The organism is Melghiribacillus thermohalophilus (assembly GCF_004342905.1).
In the GTDB taxonomy this organism is placed as follows: Bacteria; Bacillota; Bacilli; order Bacillales; family Alkalibacillaceae; genus Melghiribacillus; species Melghiribacillus thermohalophilus.
On record NZ_SMAN01000014.1, the window covers coordinates 57,419 to 74,841 of the forward strand.

Consider the following 17,423-nt stretch of genomic DNA (forward strand, 5'->3'; position numbering starts at 1 on the left):
GTTTTTGAAAATCCGGTCGCTTCAAGTTTCTCTTATGTACTATTATACATATAGACAAAAAAGAATGTGGTTATGCAGCCATGAAAAGGAAGGGATAGTTTGTGATTCAGGGAACGGGCATTGATCTGGTGGAACTTTACCGTATCGAACAGGCCATCAAGCGAAACGGTCGCTTTTTAAACAGAGTATTAAGCAAAAGGGAAATGGAACTTCTGAAACAAATTCCTTCCCACAAACGAAAAATGGAATTTGTTTCCGGCCGTTTCGCAGCCAAGGAAGCCTTTGCGAAAGCTAATGGGACGGGAATCGGGGAAACATTATCTTTCAAGGATATCGAAATTATACCGGATCAATGGGGAAAGCCAGAAATTTTCGTGAAAGGAAGCAAAATGACGGAAGCGTTTGTATCGATATCCCACAGTAAACAGTTTGCCGTTGCCCAGGTCATTATTGAAAAATCGATTGATCAGGGCTAGTCTGCATAATTAAACTCCTTGTCTCATATATTTTAAGTGCAGGTAGGAGGGAACGAACTTGCGAATCGTCACTGCCAGTGAGATGTACGAAGTGGATCGGTTTACCATGGAGGAAGTAGGATTAGAAGGGAAAATGTTAATGGAAAACGCCGGCAGAGCCATTGCCGAGGGAATCATGAAGGAAATTTCTAAACAGGATGAAATTCTGGTTCTGACAGGACCAGGGAACAATGGAGGAGATGGGTTTGTCATAGCTCGAACATTGTACCTCAAAGGATATAGGGTAAGGGTCTACAGCCTTGTTCCTGAGGAAAAGATCAAAGGAGATGCTCTTTATCATCTAAACATCCTTCAGAATGTGGGCGTCCCTTTTCATCGATTACAGAATGGTGAGTTGGCTGTGAGATTAGAAGGAATGGATGTCATTATTGATGCCATGCTCGGCATTGGGACAAAAGGGGCGTTGAGGTCTCCTTATGCTGAAATCGTGGACAAAGCAAACAAGTGTGAACAGGCTATGAGGTTTGCCGTGGATATTCCAACTGGACTGTCCAGTGATGAAGGCGTGGAAACAGAAGTGGCTTTTAAGGCACATAAAACGTTTACGGTTCAATGCCCGAAGGAATCGGCATTCATAGAAGCAAATGCACAATACTATGGTGAGCTGGAAGTGGTGGATATCGGTCTGTTCACGGAATCTCTGGTCAATCGTCCGGGAAAAAAGGTATGGCTAAAGGAGGATGTAGTACGGACCTTTCCAGTACGGGAGCGTTTTTCTCATAAAGGCAGCCACGGACGGGGGCTGATCATCGGCGGTGCTCCAAATATGCCGGGAGCGGTGATGATGGCAGCCCGGGCGGCATTACGGGCCGGAGCTGGTCTGGTGAGCATTGCGGCATCACATCATCTCATTTCCACCATTGCACCTTATGTCCCAGAGGCAACTTATACGGATTTAAATCTAAAAACCCTGGACATCGATTCCTTTCATGCAGCAGCTGTTGGAATGGGACTGGGACGTTCAGAGCAAAGTGCATCTCTGTTTGAAGACATCTTGAGGCTTGCAAATATCCCGATCATTATTGATGCTGACGGATTATATCACCTGAAAAAAATGAAAAATATGCTGAAAGAACATACAGCTCCGGTTGTTTTAACACCTCACTTTAAAGAAGCGGCGGATTTATTAGATACAACGGTTTCTGCCTTAAAACAAAATCCATTTTCCCTTACCCGTGCGTTTTCCACAGAATACGGTGTCTATTTCCTGTTGAAGGGCCCGTATACGATCATCACCACAACAGACGGAGATCAGTATGTAGTGACAACAGGAAATGAAAGTCTTGCCAAAGGAGGAAGCGGGGATGTGTTATCCGGGATACTGCTAGGGCTTCTGCTTCAAAGCCATCACATTACAGAAGCCCTTTGCAACGGCAGATTTATTCATGGAAAGACAGCTGAAATTCTAACCCGTCATACCCATTCCCGATATGATTTGCTTGCTTCCGATGTCATAGAAGGACTACCCATGACCCTTCGTACAATTTGTAAGTAAAGCAGTGGCAGCGTTCCCTTGCCCTTTGAAAAGAGGCAAAGGAGTTGTGAGTATGAACAAAAAGTACGTACTCTTCATGTTTGTATGTCTACTGATTGTACTGGCTGCCTGTGGAGATCAGTCCAAAGAAGATGTCATCGATTCCCTTGAAAAGAAAGCCGAAAACATGAACGGCTATAAAGCCCAGGCGAAGATGAACCTGAAAACAGGCGAAGAAGTGCAAAGTTATCAAATCAATGTCTGGCATAAGAAGAAAGACTTGTATCGGGTCCATCTGGAAAATCCCGATGATGAAAAAAGCAGCCAGATTATTTTACGGAACAGTGACGGGGTTTTTGTCTTAACACCGGCTCTTGGAAAAAGCTTTAAGTTCCAGAGCGACTGGCCCCACAACAGCAGCCAGCCTTATCTTTATACCTCTTTGATCAAAGATCTACTAGAAGATTCTGAATTGACCTTTAACACAACAGATAGCCATTACATGTTCAAAGCAAAGACCAACTATCAAAGCAACAAAAACCTTCCATACCAGGAAATATACTTTGACAAAAAAACCTTGAAACCGAAGATGGTAAAAGTGTTCGACAAGGACTACAATCCACTGGTGGAAGTGAGTTTTACGGAATTTGATTTTGATCCGGAGTTTTCAGAAGAGGATTTTGATACAGAGAAAAATCTAACCAGCAGTGCCATCAGCCTGCCAGCTATGGCGTCAGAGGAAGATACCCCGTTTACCGTTTATTACCCGATGTACAAACCAGAGGGTACAGAACTGGAAGATCAGAAAGAAGTATCATTTGATGGCGGAAAACGAGCGATTTTGACCTTTTCTGGAAATAAAACCTTTACATTAATTGAAGAAAAATATACTGAAGTTCCTACAAGCTTGACCGTTCCTGTATCGGTGGAGGGTGAACCCGTCAATCTTGGGTTTACAATGGGAGCATTAACAGACAACAGTTTGGAATGGACTTACAACGGCATGAGGTTTTATCTAGCCAGTGAAGAATTAACCAGGGAAGAAATGATTGAAGTAGCCAGATCCGTCCAGGGAACAGCGGTTAAATAATCCTAATCATTGAAGCAGACTCATATCAGGGAGTCTGCTTTTCCTGACTTACAGGCGATTTTTGTATGTTGCGTTTTTCCGTTGGTTGACATCCCTCTTTGCGAAGTCAATAATGGTAGAAAAGAACCGTCATGAGAGGAGATGCCACCTTTGTCCCAGAAGAAGTATTACCGCGATACATGGGCAGAAATCAACCTGAATGCTATTCGGAGGAATATACGTAATCTACGGGCTATTTTGCCCGAGGAAAAAAAGATTATGGCTGTCGTAAAAGCAAATGCATATGGACATGGTGATATACAGGTGGCTGAAACAGCTCTGGATGAAGGGGCTGCGGGTCTTGCCGTTGCACTGCTGGATGAGGCCATTCATCTAAGAAAAGCTGGCATTGTTGCCCCCATCCTTGTAATGGGCTGGGTCCGCCCAGAAGATGCTGTAATGGCAGAAAAGTATAATATTACCGTCACAGTGTTCCAAAAGGAATGGGTAGAACAGGCTAGAAATGTTATTCATCGTCCGGTTGGTGTTCACATAAAAGTGGATACAGGCATGGGGAGAATCGGGGTTCGGACCAGTGATGAACTGGAACAGCTCTTGACCACATTAAACGATTCTCCATTCCGGATTGAGGGGTTGTTTACTCATTTTGCTACGGCTGATGAAAAAGAAATAACGTATTTCACAAAACAGCAAGAACGATTTAGGTCACTGCTTCAAACTTTTTATGATCTCTATCCCGACCCGGTTATGATTCATACCGGAAACAGCGCAGCGAGTATGCGGTTTCCTGATGAGATGTATGACGCAGTAAGGTTTGGAATCGGTATGTATGGACTGTACCCTTCCCCGGATGTGAAAGGACTAAAGCCAATTGAACTGGAACAGGCTTTTTCACTGCACAGCCGCTTAACCCATGTCAAAAAACTTCCTCCTGGAGAGGCTATCAGTTATGGGGCAACCTATCAAACCAAAACAGAAGAGTGGATTGGAACAGTACCTGTTGGGTATGCTGATGGGTGGGTCAGGAGGCTAAAGGATTCAGATGTGTTAATTGACGGGAAACGAGTGCCAATTGTTGGCCGCATTTGCATGGATCAATTTATGGTTCGTCTCGACGGCCCTTATGAAATAGGGACAAAGGTCACCCTGATCGGCAGACAGAAAGGACAGGAAATTTCTGTTGACGATGTTGCCGATCGGCTTGGAACCATCAATTATGAAGTTCCCTGTTTAATTAGCTATCGAGTGCCTAGAGTTTATACCGGGAATTAAAATTTTGGAAAGACGTGTATGTTGCCCCTGACACAGGTAGTTTGAGAAGTCTGTGCTCATTTTTTGCCAAAAAATAAACTCCGCGGTATAAGATTTGTCAAATAAGGGATTTTCAGGGCAATTCACGGGATAAATGAAACTTTTTTTGTAAAAAATGAAAATAAAGATGTTACCAGCCAAAAATATGCCATCATGCCCTTTAAAATGGAATCCGGTCATGGTATGATGGAATTGGATTTTTGTCATGTGGGATTAGACGGTGGAGGTGTTTTGTTGTGTCCGAGAGATCGCAGGAGATCGTCATTAAGCTTCCGCAACGGATCTTAGAAGAGATTGATGGTTTAGTTAAGTACGAAAAAGTAGACCGAAGCGATTTGATTTGCCAGGCAACAGAAAAGTATTTGCGCGATAAGAAAAAAAACCATATTCGTGAATCTATGCGCCGCGGTTATATTGAGATGGCCAATATTAACTTGAATATTGCGAGTGAGGCATTTCAAGCTGAAGAAGAAGCAGAAAACACCCTTGAGCGCCTAGTGAGCGGGGTGTAACAGGTTGATTGTTAAGAGAGGCGACGTCTATTTTGCCGACCTTTCCCCTGTTGTCGGGTCTGAGCAAGGAGGCGTGCGCCCTGTGTTAGTCATCCAAAATAATATCGGAAATCGCTTCAGTCCCACAGTCATTGTTGCAGCCATTACCGCGCAAATACAGAAGGCTAAACTGCCGACTCATGTGGAAATCAACGCCAAAAAATATGGCTTTGAGCGTGACTCGGTTATTTTACTGGAACAAATACGAACAATTGATAAACAGCGTTTAACGGATAAAATTACAAAGTTGGATGATCAATTGATGGAACGGGTAGATGAGGCTTTGCAAATCAGTCTCGGACTCATCGATTTTTAAGCTGCTCTATAAGATAGATAGAGCAGCTTTTTTTGTCTATCAGAATAGGGAAACCATGATATTAAAATGCGTTTGATGAAGATTGGATCATAGATCGTCAGCCTTAATCATGGGTAAATAATGGTTGGGGTTCGAGGAAAGAAGTACAGTCGTTCAGGCTGAAAGAACGACCGCCCAGGATGAGAAGGGAATCACCCAGAGAATTAAGATTCATTATACTCAGACTGAATCCCCGGGGAATTAGCTCAATCTCTTGAAGTGGGGGGATCTGCCCAAACATGCATGTGTACTTATGGCTGGCGATGAAAAGATATAGATTTTTCTGGTCGAGTAGCTTAAACATTAATTACATGATAAATTAGTGTGTAAGAAAATGTTGTAAAATAAAAGATGGGGGGATAACACGCGTGAACAAGAAACTTCAAGGACTGGTGTTAAAAAACAGTGATGAAATCATCCGATTATGGCTGAGAAAAGTGGATCAAAACCATAAAAAAAAGCTCGGGCAGGTCGCTGAAGTGTCAGATGAACTGTTTGAAGGTACAAATAGAGAATTCGCCAATGTGATTTTTTCAATGGTGGAGAACAAAGGATCGACGGAAGAGCTGAAAACATTTTCGGAAAGGCTCATTCAATTAGGATGGCCTTTGAGTTATTTAACGGATGGGATGCAGGTTTTTCGAAATGTTACGGTTGATTATCTGTTGAATCAAACAGAAATTGTGACAAAAGAAGATTGTATCGAGGTATTGCATATGGTAGATGACTGGATTGACCCCATTATCCATCACCTTGTCAATGAATATTCAGGAAACTGGGAAAACATAGTATCCCTTCAAAAAGTGGCCCTCCAGGAATTATCAGCCCCTCTAATTCCTGTTGTGCAGGGAATCACCATTATGCCTCTCATAGGGACTATCGATACTGAGCGGGCAAAACTGATCATGGAAAATTTGCTCCATGGTGTCACCAAACATAATGCTGAGGTAGTGCTTATGGATATAACGGGAGTACCAGTGGTAGATACAATGGTTGCTCACCATATCATACAGGCTGCAGAAGCTGTTCGGCTCATCGGAGCGACCTGCATTTTGGTAGGGATTCGTCCTGAAATAGCCCAGACGATTGTAAATCTGGGAATTAATCTGGAACGTTTTCCGACTAAAAGCTCCTTAAAAAAGGGTTTCGAGGCAGCACTGGAACTCACCGGCCGCAGGATCATAGATATGGATGGGAGCGGAGATAAAATTGAAGAGCTGCTGGAAACGCTTAGCAAGGAGTGATAATTGTGCGCATCCCCATTTTAAAGCTACATAATTATTTGCTGATATCCATCCAAATTGAGCTGGATGATCAGACAGCCATCCAATTTCAAGAAGATCTTTTACATAAAATTCATGAAACTGGAGCAACCGGAGTGGTGATTGATCTGACCTCTGTGGATGTAATTGATTCATTTATTGCCAAAGTGCTTGGTGACGTTGTATCGATGTCTAATTTAATGGGAGCAAAAGTTGTTTTAACAGGCATACAGCCTGCTGTGGCGATGACGCTGATTGACCTGGGAATACATTTGAAGGATGTCCCTACTGCATTAAATCTTGAACAAGGATTGATTAAGCTGCGGCAAACATTGGAGGAATAACAGATGAACAGTCAATCCTGCGTTAATATTGAAAAAGAATGGGACATCGTTTCAGCACGACAACTAGGAAGAAATCTGGCCAGAAAACTGGGCTTTGGTACCGTGGATCAGGCCAGGATTGCAACAGCCATATCAGAACTGGCTCGCAACATCTATTTATATGCAGGGAGCGGAGAAATTTATTTTGATATAGTCGAAGATCATCCGAAAAAGGGTATTCGGATCAGAGCGATTGATCAAGGGCAGGGCATTGAAGATATCGGAAAGGTGATGAAAGACGGCTATTCCACTTCAGGCGGTCTGGGAGCGGGTTTGCCGGGAGTGAAGCGTTTAATGGATGAATTTCATATTTCTTCAGTTCCGGGTGCAGGAACGGAGGTTGAAGTTGTGAAGTGGCTCCGGTAAAGGAGGATCGTAATGCAAACCGTTAATCTGGAAAAGGAAAACTATAAACAGTTACTTAAACGTTTTATCGAAAAAAATGATGAAGAAACCCTCTATAAAGCAGATTTGTTCAGCAAAGAATCCATCAGGCAAAATGTCACACCAGACGAAATTATTCATGTATATATTCAGGCTCTGGAAGACCTGTATCCTGACTTGCCTGAAACATTTAGAAGATCGCTTGATTTTTTGCTGGAAACCATGATTTCGTATGGGGTCGCTTACAAAGAATTTCAAGAAATGCGAGAAGAACAGCTGGAAATCAAATCGGAGCTTGCCCTAGCAGCAAAGATGCAGGAGAAGCTCCTCAATACAAGAGTTCCAGAAATTAAGGGACTGGATATTGGGGCCATCTCCATTCCGGCAAAACAGATGAATGGAGATTATTACCACTTTATTGAGGATCATCGGGGAAATCTTGGAGTTGCCATTGCTGATGTGATTGGAAAAGGATTTCCGGCAGCCCTCTGTATGTCCATGGTGAAATATACCATGGACAGCTTCCCGGAATCCAGGATGCTGCCTAAACGGATTCTTCAGCTATTAAACCGGGTAGTGGAAAAAAATGTGGACCCCGGAATGTTTGTCACGATGTTTTATGGGCTATACAATCCTGATTCACATGATTTTTATTATGCTTCTGCCGGTCATGAACCTGGATTATTCTATCATGGACAACATGGTGTGTTTACGGAAATAGAGGCGAAAGGGCTTGTTCTCGGAGTGGAACGGGATGTTACATATAAACAATATAAGCGGAGAATTGAACTCGGGGATATGATTGTATTGCTCACTGATGGCGTAACGGAGTGCAGGCGCGGTGAGCGGTTTCTGGAGCGGGATGAAGTGATCGAAGTCATGAAACAGTATACCCATTTGCCTGCTCAGCAAATGGTTGAGCGTGTTTTTCGTTATTTTGAAGAACTTCAGGATTTTCAGCTCAGGGATGATTTTACCCTGATTGTGATTCGGAGAGAAAATTGAAAAGGCATGTTTATGTGTAACAGGAAGTACACCTGAAGCTTCTATTTAGGTTTAGTCACTTCTTAAAAGGGGAATTTGACTAAATGGAACAAAATCGAGTATGTTTTGACAGGGGGAACGGAGGATGAATCTGACGGTGAATGTTGAGAAAAATGAAAAGGAGTATGTACTCGCATTATCTGGAGAAATTGATGTATACACAGCACCCCGGTTAAAAGAGAAATTGCTTCCTTTAACGAAAGAAAAGGGGACTCTTGTGAAAATTAATCTGGAAAAAGTGGGGTACATGGACAGCACAGGTTTAGGTGTGTTTATCAGTGCTTTGAAATCCACAAGGGAACACGGTAGCCATTTAGTGTTAACCAATTTGCCGGAAAAGGTATTTCGGTTATTTGAGATAACTGGACTCAATGAAATCATAGATATAGAAGAAAAGGTACGGGGTGGATTGTGATGGATAAGCCATTTGATTTTGTAGAAGTGAGAGTTCCGGCTAAGGCAGAGTATGTCGGGGTTATACGGCTGACCATTTCAGGGATCGCCAATCGGATGGGTTTTACCTATGATGATATAGAAGATTTGAAGGTAGCCATATCTGAAGCTGTTACGAATGCCGTTCAACATGCGTACCATGAAAATGACGAGGGGGAAGTTACGGTCGGGTTTGGATTATATACAAACCGCCTTGAGGTGATGGTCGCCGATCATGGAGGAAGTTTTAATTTGCAAGAAGTAAAGAAAGATATTGGGCCATATACAAGTGATCAACCGATAGAAAATCTTCGGGAAGGTGGTTTTGGTCTGTTTTTAATTGATGCACTCATGGATAAGGTGGAAATTAATAATAAATATGGTGTCATCGTAATTATGACAAAATTCCTCCATGAAAATGGGGTGGAGCAGAGTGACGACCAGATCTCAACCACACAATAGGTCAGATGACGACGTATATAAGTGGATTGCTTATTTGCAGGAACACCCGGAAGATGAGGAAATTCAGGAAAAGATCCTGTTAAGGTATGACGAGCTGGTAAAAACGCTTGCTAAAAAATATGCCAGAAACCGTTCCATACAAGAAGACCTCATTCAGGTAGGCATGCTGGGACTTATGGCTGCCATCCGCAGGTATGATCCGTCATACGGAAAATCGTTTGAGGCTTTTGCCATTCCCACCATCATCGGAGAAATTAAACGTTACATCAGGGACAAAACCTGGAGCGTTCATGTTCCTCGCCGGATTAAAGAACTGGGTCCTAGAATAAAAAAAGCCGTCGAAGAATTGACCACCAGCCTGCAGCGTTCTCCATCGGTAGAGGAAATTGCCGATCATTTGAACGCCAGTGAGGAAGAAGTGTTAGAGGCAATGGAAATGAGCCAGAGTTATCGCGCTTTATCTGTGGATCATCAGGTAGAAGCCGATTCGGACGGAAGCGCCGTGTCAATCCTTGATCTGATCGGAAAAGACGAAAAAGGATACGAACAGGTCGACTTTCAGATTCTGTTGAAAAAGTTATTGCCGATTTTAACAGAACGGGAAAAAGATATTATTCAATATACCTTTTTTGAAAATATGAGCCAAAAAGAGGCCGGAGATCAATTAGGGATTTCCCAGATGCATGTCTCAAGGCTGCAGCGGCGGGCATTACGGAAATTAAGGGAAGCTCTTCAGTCAGACAGTACGGAGGTATTCTTTTGATTTTATCAGGGAACAGGATTGATGTAGCAGTATTTCAGGAATCAAAAGCAGGCAAACATCTATGCGGTGACAGCTATTATTTTCATGAAGCGGAGGAAGAATGTATCTGTGCCATCGCCGATGGGTTAGGCAGCGGGATCCTGGCCAGGGACTCTTCTCAAGCCGTCATAGATGCCATACAGCAACATCGCCACAAGTCCATAGAGGCCATTATGAAACATTGCAGCCAGGTTCTTGTGAATCGACGCGGGGCCGTTCTGGGAATAATGAAAATAGATTTTAAAACAAAGGTTGTGACCTTCACATCAGTTGGAAATATCGGTATTGTGATATATAGCCGGGATGGAAAAAAAACTCGGCATATTCCTTCTCCGGGTTATCTTAGTGGCTATCGCCGGTCATTTCAGTTAAGTCGGCGAAAAATCGATATACCCTCTACGATTTTTATGTTTTCGGATGGAGTCAAAAATGAACAGCAGTTTGATCATCTGTCCAGACTGCCCTCGTCCGGAGAAATTGTTGACTGGTTTTCATCCAGCCAGTACGAAAAACCGGAAGATGATACCACTTTACTTGTCATGAAATACATATCAACATAATTGATCCGTATCCGGTCTTTCTTTTCTGGAAAGACCTCTTTCGTTCCAGTGATACGGTTAAACTGCAAAATAAGGAGGAAATGACTTGAAAGAAGCGATGATTTCATCAGTAGGAAAAGCGACAAACATCAAACCATCCATTGTCGCACAAGTAATCGAACTACTTGAAGCAGGAAATACTGTCCCCTTTATCGCCAGATATCGAAAGGAATTAACCGGCGGGCTCGATGAAGTCAAAATAAAAGAAATAGAGGAGACTTACGAATATACGGTTCAGCTTCACAAGCGCAAAGAAGAAGTGATTCGGCTGATCGAGGAGCAGGGGAAATTAACTGACTCTTTAAAGAGAGACATCATGAATGCCGAAAAGCTTCAGAGGGTGGAAGATTTATATCGTCCCTATAAACAAAAAAGAAGGACAAGGGCTACGGTTGCTAGAGAAAAAGGACTGGAACCCCTTGCACAGCAGGTGTGGCAGCAGCAAAATACAGATCTGCGTCTGGAAGCCGAAAACTATTTGTCTGAAGAACATGACCTGCATACCATTGACGATGTGCTGGCTGGTGTCAATGATATTCTTGCCGAATGGATTTCCGATGAACCGTCTTTCAGGGAACATATTCGAAATGAAACGTTCCAGAAAGGCACTATTCGTTCTGAAGTGAAAAATGAAGGAGCGGATGAAAAGGGAATCTTTCACATGTATTATGACTACTCAGAATCCGTAAAAACCATTACCTCTCACCGTATCCTTGCTCTTAACCGGGGCGAAAAGGAAGAGGTCTTAAAAGTGTCTATTTTGCCTCCCGATGAATCGATCATCGCCTATCTGAATAAAAAAATACTCAAACACCCAAATCAACAGGAGAAAGAGGTGCTGGAGGCTTCCATTGAAGACAGTTACAAAAGGCTTATACAGCCATCCGTTGAAAGAGAAATACGAAATCTTTTAACAGAAAAGGCGGAAGAACAGGCGATTCATGTCTTTTCCAAAAACTTGCGCAACCTATTGCTGCAGCCCCCTCTTAAAGGAAAAACGGTGCTCGGCATTGACCCTGCCTATCGGACAGGGTGTAAACTGGCTGCTGTGGATGAAACGGGGAAGGTACTGGCGATTGATGTCATGTATCCCACCCCACCAAAAAATGACACAGCAGGTGCAGAAAAAATGTTGCTGAACATGCTGGAACAATATCCAGTCGAACTGATTGCCATAGGCAATGGAACAGCTTCAAGGGAAACGGAACAATTTGTAGCCGAAACCATTCAAAAACATAAACTGAATACGAAATATTTAATTGTGAATGAAGCAGGTGCAAGTGTTTATTCCGCATCGAAGTTAGCCCGTGAGGAATTTCCTGATCTGCAGGTGGAAGAAAGAAGTGCGATATCCATTGCACGCAGGGTACAGGATCCGTTAAGCGAATTGGTCAAAATTGACCCCAGGTCCATCGGTGTCGGTCAGTATCAACATGACGTCAGTCAAAAACGTCTCAGTGAATCACTGCATTTTGTCGTAGAAACAGCAGTAAACCAGGTAGGGGTTAATGTGAACACAGCATCACCGTCACTGTTACAGTACGTTTCCGGATTAAATAAGACCGTAGCCAATAATATTGTCAAATACCGGGAGGAACACGGAAAATTTGTAAACCGCAAACAATTAAAAGACGTTCCTCGCCTCGGAAGCAAAACCTATGAGCAGGCAATCGGATTTCTGCGGATTATAGACGGCGAAAATCCGCTGGATCGTACACCTATTCACCCGGAAAGCTATGAACAGGCTAAACTGCTTCTGGCACAAACTGGTTTTTCAGAAGAAGATTTAGGCTCTGAGCGATTGGCCACGGCTTTGAAGAACCTTGATCTTAAGGATATGGCCGAAAAATTGGATGCCGGTTTGCCGACTTTAAAAGATATCACAGAAGCTCTGGCCAAACCGGAGCGTGATCCTAGAGATGATCTGCCAAAGCCAATGCTTAAAAGTAATGTCCTGGACATCGAGGATTTGAAGAAAGGAATGGAGTTACAGGGAACCGTGCGGAATGTAGTTGATTTCGGAGCATTTGTGGATATCGGGGTCAAACAGGACGGGCTGGTACATATTTCAAAACTGTCCAGTCATTATGTCAAACATCCTCTCGATGTTGTATCTGTAGGTGACATTGTAACGGTTTGGGTTGATGAAATAGACATTAAGCGGGAACGAATTGCCTTGACGATGATTCATCCCATTGCCTAATGATCAAAACAAATGAAAAAGGGAGAAGTCTGATTAAGCCTCGTGGGCATTCTATGTAACAGCTTCTCCCTTTCTTCAGTTCTTTGGTATAACCCGTTTTTGATAAAAAAACCAGCATTGATTAAGCAACTTGATCTGGTATACATTTTTAGACCGGAAGGCATTTTTCATCTGGTTTTTAAACCAATTCGGCATATTATCCCCTCCGCTCAATTGATCCCATAATTAGTTTATGCAATTCCCTGCCGTCGGTTACTGAAAACGTTATGAAAGGAAGGGAAAAACAAGAAAAAGCATTTCTTTCGCAACAATATCAATTCTGGCTCGTTACACTACTTCAAAGCAGCCCAGTGGGACCTCTTTTCCCGGGACAGGCTTGCTGTATAAATAACCCTGTCCCATTTCACATTGTAATGACTGCAAAAATTGTTGTTGTTCAATGGTTTCGATTCCTTCTGCTACAACTTTCAGTCCGAGTTCGTGAGCCATAGCGACAATGGCCTTTGTCAAAGCGATATGTCCTTGATTTTCAGGTATGTCCATGACAAATGAGCGGTCAATTTTTACTACATCCACTGGAAGGCGTTGTAGATATACCAGACTGGAATGGCCTGTCCCGAAATCATCAATGGCAATTTGAACTCCGATTCTTTTTAAGTCATAGAGTTTCTGATCAATTTGTTCAATATCAAACATGCTAATGGACTCAGTAATCTCAAATTCCAGTCTTGAAGGCGAAATATGATATTGATTTATAATGGTTTTTACCGTATGAATAAGGTTATCATCAAAAAATTGGACAGGGGATAAATTAATGGAAACCTGTGGAATATGCAGCCGTTGTTTATCCCAATTCTGAATATCTTTGCACACCTCTCTCAACATCCATTCCCCAATACGATGGATATATTTGGTCTCTTCTGCAATTGAAATGAGCTCATCCGGGGGAACCATGCCCAATCGGAAATGATCCCATCTGACAAGGGCTTCCAGTCCGGAAAGCTCTCCGGTTTCCAGGAGAACCTTTGGCTGATAAAAAACAGTGAGTTCCTGCCTTTCGATGGCTTTCGGCAGCTCTTTTTCCAGATAAAGTCTGCGGTCAAAAGATCTTTGCATTTTCTGATCATAAATTTTATATGCCATTTGACTGGATACGGCATATGATTTGGCCATTAAGGCATTATGATAGAGCTGTTCAGCGGTTTCAGTTCCCAAATCCCCCAGGGCAATTCCGATATTGGCACGGATGAAAAATTCATCCTGGTTAATGACTATTTTTTTTTCGATATTCTCTTTTAGCCTCTGCGCAAGATCTTCTGGGATTTCGTCTGCTGTCTGAACATCGAAAGCAATCGCAAACTCTTTTGTCCCGACTCTTCCGATCATATGGTCAGAAAATGTGTTCTGGATTCTCAGGGAAATAGCCTGCAGTATTTCATCAAACATGCTGGATTTCTTGGTGTTTTCAATATGTTCGGTGTGATTGATTTCAATCATCATGACTGCCGGCTTGTCCGTTTGCTCAATCAGCTGCTGGGCCTGTGCCAGGAAAAACTTCCTCCTTGGCAAATGGGTGATGGGGTCGTAGTAGGTAAGAAAGTCAATTTTACCTTCTGCTTTGCGCTCATTGGTTATATCAGTGAAGATCCCGATATAGTTTTCTATCTCGCCATTGTTATTTTTTATGCTGTTTATACTTAATTTTTCAGGATAAAATTCTCCGTTTTTTCGCTGGTTAATAATTTCGCCCTGCCATTTTCCTGTAGTGTAGATAGATTCCCACATTTTTTTGTAAAAATTGCGATGGTGAAGTCCGGACTTTAAAATGCCAGCGGACTTACCAATTACTTCTTTAGCCGTATATCCGGTTGTCCGGGTAAAAGCCGGATTGATTTTGACAATACGTTTGTTCTTGTCTGTAATCATCAAGCCTTCTTGCATGCGTTCAAATACGGTTGCATAGAGTTTGAGTTGCTGTTTCTGGTTTAAAAGAAGTTGAATGTACTGACGATCCCTAAAAATAAAACGAAGGGCAATATAAAACATAATCAGAGCTGTAAATAATAGGAAAAACCATTCTGAGTTTTGGATAAGAAATAAAGAGAACATTGTGTTTTCGGTTATTTTTAAAACGATGAATTCCCATAGAATAATTCCTGCAGCACCGATCAGTATGTATACTGCAGAAAATCGGAAGGCATATGCCAATCCCCTTTTTTGTTTACCCGCGCAAACTTCTCTTTTGATGTCATCGCTTTTCATTTGAGACCATCCTCTCAGCAAGTCTGGTACTTTCATTATAATGAATAATCGGCTGGCATAATGAAGTAAGATATGAAGATTTCGTTACGCCTTATGGAAATTTATGACACATCCCTTGTAGACATCTTAGATTCTATGTACAATAGATTAGAGAGAACGAATAGGTGGACAAGATTATGACGAATGAAGAACTGCACCATCTAGTGAACGAATTATCCATCCGCTACTTTGGTAAACCTTTTAAGGACGATGTGATCTTCAACCATCGTTTACGAACAACTGGAGGAAGATATCTTCCCGGACACAGACGTATAGAAATTAATCCTAAATATCTTGAAGAACTTGGCATAGATGAAGTAATGGGTATTATTAAACATGAACTTTGCCACTATCACCTGCATATACAGGGAAAAGGGTATCAGCATCGTGACCCTGAATTTAAAGCGTTGCTGGAACAAACAAATTCCCCCAGATTTTGCAATCCACTTCCATCCATGAACCAAAAACGAAAGCATGTTTACGAGTGTATGCAATGTGGAAAGGTGTATAAACGAATCAGGAGAATGAATCTTTCAAAATATCGTTGCGGACGCTGTAGAGGAATGCTAAAAAAACATTTATAAGTCATTGACGAAACAGGCATACCATGTTAAATTAAATAGGCCCAAGGATAACAGGTCCTATAAGTACAGAATGATTTTACGAAAAAAGTTCAAAAAAAAGTTTGACAACATTAAAAAGATGTTGTATTATACTTACCGTCGCAAGGAAATACTGATTAAATTTTGAATCATTTACTGTAATTCGGTGATAGAGAACGGATGGGTAAATGGATAAGCATCATTATTTTATTTTCAGCGCACCACGCGAATGAGTATTCTAGATGTGTGTGATTGTTGTTAAAATAACAAAATGACACAGCATCTACATGCATATGATGATTCCACCGTAGCTCAGTGGTAGAGCAATCGGCTGTTAACCGATTGGTCGCAGGTTCGAATCCTGCCGGTGGAGCCAGTGGAGAAGTACCCAAGTGGCTGAAGGGGCTCCCCTGCTAAGGGAGTAGGTCGTGTAAACGGCGCGAGGGTTCAAATCCCTCCTTCTCCGCCATTTATACCATTTTAAATGGCCCGTTGGTCGAGTGGTTAAGACACCGGCCTTTCACGCCGGTAGCACGGGTTCGAATCCCGTACGGGTCATCTTTCTTTTGTTCAATTTTATATGTGTTTGGGTCCGGTAGTTCAGTTGGTTAGAATGCCTGCCTGTCACGCAGGAGGTCGCGGGTTCGAGTCCCGTCCGGACCGCCAGTGTTGGGGTATAGCCAAGCGGTAAGGCAACGGGTTTTGGTCCCGTGATGCGCAGGTTCGAATCCTGCTACCCCAGCCAATTCCTTCGAATCATATAGGCCATCATTTATGAGCCATTAGCTCAGTTGGTAGAGCATCTGACTTTTAATCAGAGGGTCGGAGGTTCGAATCCTCCATGGCTCACCATTTTAGCGGGTGTGGCGGAACTGGCAGACGCGCTAGACTTAGGATCTAGTGTCTTTATGACGTGGGGGTTCGACTCCCTCCACCCGCACCATTTTGATAATTGATATTTGCGGTCGTGGCGGAACGGCAGACGCGCTAGGTTGAGGGCCTAGTGGGGGTTAACCCCGTGGAGGTTCAAATCCTCTCGACCGCATTTCATAAAACGAAAATTAAGTGTTGACTTAAATAAATCAAAGTGTTACAATATAATCTGTCGCTAAAAAATAAGCATTGCGCCCGTAGCTCAATTGGATAGAGCGTCTGACTACGGATCAGAAGGTTAGGGGTTCGACTCCTCTCGGGCGCGCCATTGAAGACGGGAAGTAGCTCAGCTTGGTAGAGCACATGGTTTGGGACCATGGGGTCGCAGGTTCAAATCCTGTCTTCCCGACCATTCCAAGTTTAATATGCGGGTGTAGTTTAGTGGTAAAACCTCAGCCTTCCAAGCTGATGTCGTGGGTTCGATTCCCATCACCCGCTCCATATGGGCCTGTAGCTCAGCTGGTTAGAGCGCACGCCTGATAAGCGTGAGGTCGGTGGTTCAAGTCCACTCAGGCCCACCATAATCTTATGGTATGTCTTCGAACCTTGAAAACTGAACAAAACAACTTGTAACGCCAGAAGCGAGAATCAAATGATTCAAACGATTTTTTGGAGAGTTTGATCCTGGCTCAGGACGAACGCTGGCGGCGTGCCTAATACATGCAAGTCGAGCGCGGGAAGCATCCAGATCCCTTCGGG

Annotated in this window: 18 protein-coding genes, 12 tRNA genes and 1 rRNA gene; 29 read left to right on the top strand and 2 right to left on the bottom strand. The window is 42.9% G+C overall.

Features of this window, described 5'->3' with window-relative positions; all coding sequences use genetic code 11:
- Positions 1–101: 101 nt before the first annotated feature.
- The 15 genes from acpS (at position 102) to EDD68_RS10305 (ending at position 12,888) form a co-directional block, all read left to right on the top strand.
- Positions 102–476, top strand: coding sequence for a holo-ACP synthase (gene acpS / locus EDD68_RS10235; RefSeq protein ID WP_132372176.1), 375 nt, complete (start codon positions 102–104; stop codon positions 474–476).
- Positions 477–534: 58 nt separating this feature from the next.
- Positions 535–2,031 carry an NAD(P)H-hydrate dehydratase gene (locus EDD68_RS10240; RefSeq protein ID WP_132372177.1) on the top strand — a complete coding sequence of 499 codons (1,497 nt, stop codon included), beginning with the start codon at positions 535–537 and terminating at the stop codon, positions 2,029–2,031.
- Between the two features lie 52 nt (positions 2,032–2,083).
- Entirely contained in the window at positions 2,084–3,100 is a 1,017-nt protein-coding gene (locus tag EDD68_RS10245; protein ID WP_132372179.1) for a LolA family protein, read from the top strand.
- Between the two features lie 150 nt (positions 3,101–3,250).
- Positions 3,251–4,372: an alanine racemase gene (gene alr, locus EDD68_RS10250; RefSeq protein ID WP_243646834.1), complete on the top strand. Its 1,122-nt coding sequence runs from the start codon at positions 3,251–3,253 to the stop codon at positions 4,370–4,372.
- Between the two features lie 275 nt (positions 4,373–4,647).
- Positions 4,648–4,923, top strand: coding sequence for an antitoxin (locus EDD68_RS10255; RefSeq protein WP_132372182.1), 276 nt, complete (start codon positions 4,648–4,650; stop codon positions 4,921–4,923).
- A 4-nt stretch (positions 4,924–4,927) separates the two neighbouring features.
- Positions 4,928–5,278 carry a type II toxin-antitoxin system PemK/MazF family toxin gene (locus EDD68_RS10260; protein ID WP_132372184.1) on the top strand — a complete coding sequence of 117 codons (351 nt, stop codon included), beginning with the start codon at positions 4,928–4,930 and terminating at the stop codon, positions 5,276–5,278.
- A gap of 407 nt (positions 5,279–5,685) precedes the next feature.
- A complete protein-coding gene (locus EDD68_RS10265; protein WP_132372185.1) occupies positions 5,686–6,561 on the top strand; it encodes an RsbT co-antagonist protein RsbRA in 876 nt (291 codons plus the stop codon).
- Between the two features lie 5 nt (positions 6,562–6,566).
- Positions 6,567–6,923: an STAS domain-containing protein gene (locus EDD68_RS10270; RefSeq protein WP_132372187.1), complete on the top strand. Its 357-nt coding sequence runs from the start codon at positions 6,567–6,569 to the stop codon at positions 6,921–6,923.
- A 3-nt stretch (positions 6,924–6,926) separates the two neighbouring features.
- Entirely contained in the window at positions 6,927–7,328 is a 402-nt protein-coding gene (locus tag EDD68_RS10275; protein ID WP_132372188.1) for an anti-sigma regulatory factor, read from the top strand.
- Positions 7,329–7,340: 12 nt separating this feature from the next.
- On the top strand, positions 7,341–8,351 hold the full coding sequence (locus EDD68_RS10280; RefSeq protein WP_132372190.1) for a PP2C family protein-serine/threonine phosphatase: 1,011 nt from the start codon (positions 7,341–7,343) through the stop codon (positions 8,349–8,351).
- A gap of 124 nt (positions 8,352–8,475) precedes the next feature.
- On the top strand, positions 8,476–8,805 hold the full coding sequence (locus EDD68_RS10285) for an STAS domain-containing protein (protein WP_132372192.1): 330 nt from the start codon (positions 8,476–8,478) through the stop codon (positions 8,803–8,805).
- The gene (gene rsbW / locus EDD68_RS10290; RefSeq protein WP_132372194.1) at positions 8,805–9,284 is read left to right on the top strand and encodes an anti-sigma B factor RsbW; all 480 of its coding nucleotides are present in this window, start codon (positions 8,805–8,807) and stop codon (positions 9,282–9,284) included. The genes EDD68_RS10285 and rsbW overlap by 1 nt, the downstream gene beginning before the upstream one ends.
- Positions 9,256–10,047 carry an RNA polymerase sigma factor SigB gene (gene sigB, locus EDD68_RS10295; protein WP_132372196.1) on the top strand — a complete coding sequence of 264 codons (792 nt, stop codon included), beginning with the start codon at positions 9,256–9,258 and terminating at the stop codon, positions 10,045–10,047. Before rsbW ends, sigB begins: the two co-directional genes overlap by 29 nt.
- Entirely contained in the window at positions 10,044–10,646 is a 603-nt protein-coding gene (locus EDD68_RS10300) for a SpoIIE family protein phosphatase (RefSeq protein WP_165902142.1), read from the top strand. Before sigB ends, EDD68_RS10300 begins: the two co-directional genes overlap by 4 nt.
- 97 nt (positions 10,647–10,743) lie before the next feature.
- On the top strand, positions 10,744–12,888 hold the full coding sequence (locus tag EDD68_RS10305; RefSeq protein ID WP_132372214.1) for a Tex family protein: 2,145 nt from the start codon (positions 10,744–10,746) through the stop codon (positions 12,886–12,888).
- A gap of 75 nt (positions 12,889–12,963) precedes the next feature.
- On the opposite strand, the gene cmpA is transcribed toward EDD68_RS10305, so the two are convergent.
- Complete coding sequence (gene cmpA, locus EDD68_RS10310; RefSeq protein ID WP_132372200.1) at positions 12,964–13,083, bottom strand: cortex morphogenetic protein CmpA; 120 nt, start codon at positions 13,081–13,083, stop codon at positions 12,964–12,966.
- Between the two features lie 132 nt (positions 13,084–13,215).
- Positions 13,216–15,150 (bottom strand): putative bifunctional diguanylate cyclase/phosphodiesterase, encoded by a 1,935-nt coding sequence (locus EDD68_RS10315; RefSeq protein ID WP_165902143.1) that lies wholly within the window; start codon positions 15,148–15,150, stop codon positions 13,216–13,218.
- Between the two features lie 176 nt (positions 15,151–15,326).
- Between EDD68_RS10315 and EDD68_RS10320 the strand changes: the two genes are divergently transcribed.
- The 14 genes from EDD68_RS10320 to EDD68_RS10385 form a co-directional block, all read left to right on the top strand.
- A complete protein-coding gene (locus EDD68_RS10320; protein ID WP_132372204.1) occupies positions 15,327–15,773 on the top strand; it encodes a SprT family protein in 447 nt (148 codons plus the stop codon).
- 319 nt (positions 15,774–16,092) lie between these two features.
- Positions 16,093–16,167: transfer RNA gene (locus EDD68_RS10325), tRNA-Asn, on the top strand.
- Between the two features lie 2 nt (positions 16,168–16,169).
- Positions 16,170–16,260 (top strand) — tRNA-Ser (locus tag EDD68_RS10330).
- Between the two features lie 17 nt (positions 16,261–16,277).
- Positions 16,278–16,349, top strand: a tRNA-Glu gene (locus EDD68_RS10335).
- 31 nt (positions 16,350–16,380) lie between these two features.
- Positions 16,381–16,457, top strand: a tRNA-Asp gene (locus EDD68_RS10340).
- Positions 16,458–16,461: 4 nt separating this feature from the next.
- Positions 16,462–16,536, top strand: a tRNA-Gln gene (locus EDD68_RS10345).
- A gap of 31 nt (positions 16,537–16,567) precedes the next feature.
- Positions 16,568–16,643 (top strand) — tRNA-Lys (locus tag EDD68_RS10350).
- Positions 16,644–16,648: 5 nt separating this feature from the next.
- Positions 16,649–16,734: transfer RNA gene (locus EDD68_RS10355), tRNA-Leu, on the top strand.
- 18 nt (positions 16,735–16,752) lie between these two features.
- Positions 16,753–16,836, top strand: a tRNA-Leu gene (locus EDD68_RS10360).
- Between the two features lie 79 nt (positions 16,837–16,915).
- Positions 16,916–16,992 (top strand) — tRNA-Arg (locus EDD68_RS10365).
- A gap of 7 nt (positions 16,993–16,999) precedes the next feature.
- Positions 17,000–17,076, top strand: a tRNA-Pro gene (locus EDD68_RS10370).
- A 15-nt stretch (positions 17,077–17,091) separates the two neighbouring features.
- Positions 17,092–17,165: transfer RNA gene (locus EDD68_RS10375), tRNA-Gly, on the top strand.
- Between the two features lie 3 nt (positions 17,166–17,168).
- A tRNA-Ile gene (locus tag EDD68_RS10380) sits at positions 17,169–17,245 on the top strand.
- 85 nt (positions 17,246–17,330) lie between these two features.
- A 16S ribosomal RNA gene (locus EDD68_RS10385) occupies positions 17,331–17,423 on the top strand; the annotation flags it as partial.